The 4,034-nt window shown below is 66.5% G+C and carries 5 protein-coding genes; 1 reads left to right on the top strand and 4 read right to left on the bottom strand.

Translation table 11 applies throughout. The features are described 5' to 3' along the window. The 4 genes from HMPREF9440_RS09130 to HMPREF9440_RS09115 all read right to left on the bottom strand — a co-directional run. The coding region (locus HMPREF9440_RS09130; protein WP_040765488.1) for a YecA/YgfB family protein at nucleotides 1-736 on the bottom strand (736 nt) is incomplete at its 3' end. Beyond that, a complete protein-coding gene (gene ptsP / locus HMPREF9440_RS09125; protein ID WP_008543539.1) occupies nucleotides 717-2,546 on the bottom strand; it encodes a phosphoenolpyruvate--protein phosphotransferase in 1,830 nt (609 codons plus the stop codon). The genes HMPREF9440_RS09130 and ptsP, both read right to left, overlap by 20 nt. Before the next feature lie 10 nt (nucleotides 2,547-2,556). Continuing rightward, nucleotides 2,557-2,826: an HPr family phosphocarrier protein gene (locus HMPREF9440_RS09120; RefSeq protein WP_008543538.1), complete on the bottom strand. Its 270-nt coding sequence runs from the start codon at nucleotides 2,824-2,826 to the stop codon at nucleotides 2,557-2,559. Between the two features lie 5 nt (nucleotides 2,827-2,831). Beyond that, nucleotides 2,832-3,251, bottom strand: a complete 420-nt coding sequence (locus HMPREF9440_RS09115) for a PTS sugar transporter subunit IIA (protein WP_008543537.1) — start codon at nucleotides 3,249-3,251, stop codon at nucleotides 2,832-2,834. Nucleotides 3,252-3,387: 136 nt separating this feature from the next. Between HMPREF9440_RS09115 and HMPREF9440_RS09110 the strand changes: the two genes are divergently transcribed. Then, nucleotides 3,388-3,774, top strand: a complete 387-nt coding sequence (locus HMPREF9440_RS09110) for a DUF1840 family protein (RefSeq protein WP_008543536.1) — start codon at nucleotides 3,388-3,390, stop codon at nucleotides 3,772-3,774. The last annotated feature ends 260 nt before the right edge of the window (nucleotides 3,775-4,034 follow it).

Genomic DNA, 4,034 nt, shown 5'->3' with positions numbered 1-4,034 from the left:
CGCCGTTGCCGCTGAAACCGCCTCTGCCGCCCTGCGGCCCGCGGGGACCGCGCGCGCCCGGGGCCTTGGGGCCGCGCATGGGGCGCTTCGCGGCGCGCGGCGCGGGCTTCGTGATGCCGCGCGTCACCGTGCAGATTTCCGCGACGCTCTCCGCGATGTCCTCGATCGCCTGATCGAGGTTTTCGAGCGGGCTCTCGAGGTCGAGGTCGTTCCTGATTTCTTCAAGGTCGCCGATCAGCTCCTCGGGGAGGTGCCGGAGAATCCCGAGGAGCGCGCTCGTCACGAGCTCGTCGCCGGATTCACGCAGCCCCGGCCAACGGTCCATGCCTTCCAGGAACCCCGCCGCGAAGGGCGCGATGGCGGCGATGCCGTCGAACCCGCACACCGGGTGCCCGCGGTCGTCCTCGATTTCGTAGACGATCGGATCGCACGGCTCCTGACGGCGGATGCGCCCGTCGATCATGCGCCAACGGCGGAAGATCAGCTCTTCCAAGCGGTCCTGATCTCGCGGGTCCTCGAGCGCGGCGTCCTCACGGCCCTCCGCGTCGAAGATGAAGGGCATCCAGCCGCTCGGCTGCGGGGCCGCGCTCACCGGAAGGCACGCGATGGCCGTGAGATACCCGTCCATGTGATCGGCCTCCATCGGCTCGAACGGTTCGGGCATCGCGGCGAGCAGTTCGCCGAGCTCGACGAATTCGTCGTCCGAGAGCGGACGGTCAAAGGGATTCTTCTGCATGGTCGTTCACCTGAAAGCGGGTTTCGCGCTCCGTGAGCGCGCGGCGCACGCTCTCGGCGGAGCGGCGGTGGAGGATGCCGCGGGAGAAGTCCGTGGCGTCCTCGGAGTCGATCTGAAGAACGCGGTTCTTCACGCTCGGGATCCTGGAGGCGTCCATCGAGAGGACGCGGCAGCCGAGCCCGAGGAAGAATTCGGTGAGGTCGGTGCGCCCGGCCATTTCGCCGCACACCGAGACGCTTTTGCCCGCTCCCGTCACACGGCGGATCGTCTCCGCGATGAGGCGCAGCACCGCCGGGTGGCACTCCTCGTAGTAGTCGCTCACGGCGGCGTTCGTACGGTCGACGGCGAGCGTGTACTGCACGAGGTCGTTCGTCCCGAGCGAGAAGAAGTCGAGCACCGGAATGAGGTCGCGAAGCACCGCGACCGCGGCGGGCACCTCCACCATGCCGCCCACGTTGACGGCTTCGGGGAGCTTCGCCTCTTCGGCTTCGAGGGACGCGCGGACCTCTTCCAGGATCTCGCGGAAGCGGCGCACCTCGACGGGGCTCGTCACGAGGGGAAGGAGGATGTTGACGACGGCGCCCGCACCCGCGCGCAGAATCGCGCGCAGCTGCGTCGTGAGGAGTTCGGGGTAGGCGAAGGAAAACCGGATGCCGCGAAGCCCCAGCGCAGGGTTGCTCTCTTCGACGGGGGCGTTTCGAAGCAGCGCCATCGATTCGCGCGAGAGCATCTTGTCGCCGCCCAAGTCCGCCGTGCGGATGACGACGGATTTCCCCCGCATCGAGCGGAAGATCTTTTGGTAGGCGAGGAACTGCTCTTCTTCTCCGGGGAGGTCCTCACGGTTGAGGTAGAGGAATTCGGTGCGGAAGAGCCCGATCCCGGAGGCGCCCACGCGGTGGACGTCGACCAAGTCGTCGGGGAGCGCGATGTTGGCGGCCAGCACGACGTCGGTGCCGTCCGTCGTGACGGCGGAGACGTCTTTGAGCTTTCGGAGCTGCCGCTTCGCGCGGCGCTGTTCGCGCATGCGCAGACGCGCGTCCTTCAACTGCTCGGGCGTGGGATTGAGCTCAATCACGCCCGCGTCGGCGTCGAGGAGCACGCGCTGGTTGTTGGCGGCGCTTTCGCGCAGCCCCGTCACGCCCACGAGCGTCGGGATTTCGAGGCTGTGCGCCAGAATCGCCGAGTGACTCGTCACGCTCCCTTCTTCGAGCACGAGACCGACGATGTCGAGGTCGTCGCGTTCACGCAGCTGAAGCATGTCGGTCGGGTCGAGGCGGTCGCTCACGAGGATCACCTTGTCCTCGACCGTTTCGACGTCGAGGAGGCTCGCCTCGCTGCGCCTGCCGGCGAGCGTGCGCTGCACGCGCTGCACGACGTGCGCGATGTCCTCGACGCGCTGACGGAGGTAGTCGTCGTCGATCTGCTCGAAGTCGCGGCGCACGCGCTCCAGACGCAGCGAGAGCGCCCATTCGGCGTTGACGAGCTCCGTCTTGATGAGTTCGTTCGTATCGGCGAGAAGCGTCGGGTCCTTGAGGATGGTGCGGTGGACTTCGATGAAGGCCGCGGCTTCCGCCGGGAGGTCTTCGTCGAGCGTGTCCGTCATCGCCGCCATCTGCTTGTCGACGGCGCTCACGGCGTTCCTCAGGCGCAGGATTTCACCGCGGACCTGGCTCTTTTCGATCGCGAACTGCGGGATGTCGAGGTCGGACGAAGCGAAGATCTGCACCGTCCCGGCCGCTACGCCGGGGTAGACCGTCAAGCCGTCCAACTGTACGGGGGCTTGGGCCTCTTCCTGGAGTTCCTCGGTCATGCGGACCTCCTCATTCGGATTCGCCGAAACGCTCTTCGAAGAGCTCGACGATGTGGCGCATCGCCTCCTTTTCGTCGCGGCCTTCGGTCATGACGGTGATCTGCGTGCCGCAGGGCATCGCCATCGTCATGAGGCCGAGGATCGACTTCGCGTCGACCGAGCGCGCGCCGCAGGAGAGCGTCACGCTCGAGGCGTAGAGGTTGGCGGTTTTGGAGAGAAGCGCCGAGGGTCGGGCGTGAAGCCCGAGCTTGTTGCGGATCGTGACGGTGGTGGTCTGCATGCGGACTACCTTTCGCCGGAGCGGCCGATGCTCGAAGAGATGCCCGCGCGGGCGCCGGATTCGGCGACGGTCATCACGCGGTTGGCGGGATCGTCCTTGGGGGCGTTCAGCGCCGTGACGATCGCGCTCAGGTTGACGCCCGTGATCACGCGCACGCGCTCGTCGTCGAGGAGCTTGTGGGCGATGTTCGACGGGGTCGAGCCGATCAGGTCGGTGAAGACGATCACGCCGTCTTCGTGCGGGAGCGCGTCGATCAGGCGGCGCGCTTCGGCGACGCCCACTTCGGGATCGGTATCGGACGGCACGTCGTAGACGACGATGTCGTCCGCAGAGGCGTCACCCGTTGCGCTCCAAACGTGCTGCGCGCAGAGTTTGAGCGCGGAAGCGAGCGGTTCGTGCGCGATGATGCAGATGCCGACGGGCACTCTTGGGACTCCAGCAAGACAGATAAAATGGGGCCCGGACGGTCGTGCCGCCGAACCCCACGGACTCATTCGGGCAGGCACGATTTTATCATCCGTCGGGACGCCCTCTCGGGTCCCGGCCATTAGGGAGAAGACCATGGCTTTGGTGATGTTCAGCTGCCGCGCGACGGGGCCCTTCATCATGTTCCGCGAGACCGCTGAACGCATCTTCAAGGAAATCGGCATGCCCTTCGTGGAGACGGGCGCGATTCCTTCGGAAGATCTGCCCGACGTTTTGAAGCGGCTCGAAGAGGCCGAAGCCCGCGCCCGCGCGCTCGTGAAGGCGCGCGAGGAGATGGAGGAGAAGCGCCTGCGGGGCCTCTCCTACGATGAGGAGCGCCGCCGCATCGAGGACGGCGAAGCCGCAGAAGATGAGAAGAAGGACCGCGAGACGATCCACCTCTACCAGCGCACGGCGCCCCTGAAGGACATGATCAAGCGGGCGATCCGCCACGACGAAGCGATCATGTGGGGAAAGCCTTAACGAGAAGTTTCCCGTCCCGGGACATTCACTGATCTCTCCGGACGAAAGGCGCGCTTTTTCTCGGGCGCGCCTTCGTTGTTTCCGGAAGCGCTACACGCGCCAGAACGCGCGGGTGAAGAGCGTGAAGACCGTGAAGATCTCCAAACGGCCGATCAGCATCGCGAAGGTGCAGATCGCGAGCTGCGGCTCGGTGAGCGCGGCGTAGTTCCCCGAGGGGCCGATGGGACCCAGCCCCGGCCCGAGGGTCGTGATGCAGGCGA

Origin of the sequence: Sutterella parvirubra YIT 11816, assembly GCF_000250875.1 — a bacterium.
In the GTDB taxonomy this organism is placed as follows: domain Bacteria; phylum Pseudomonadota; class Gammaproteobacteria; order Burkholderiales; family Burkholderiaceae_F; genus Sutterella; species Sutterella parvirubra.
Note: the sequence above shows the minus strand (reverse complement) of the source record. Positions and strands in the feature narration are given on the sequence as shown.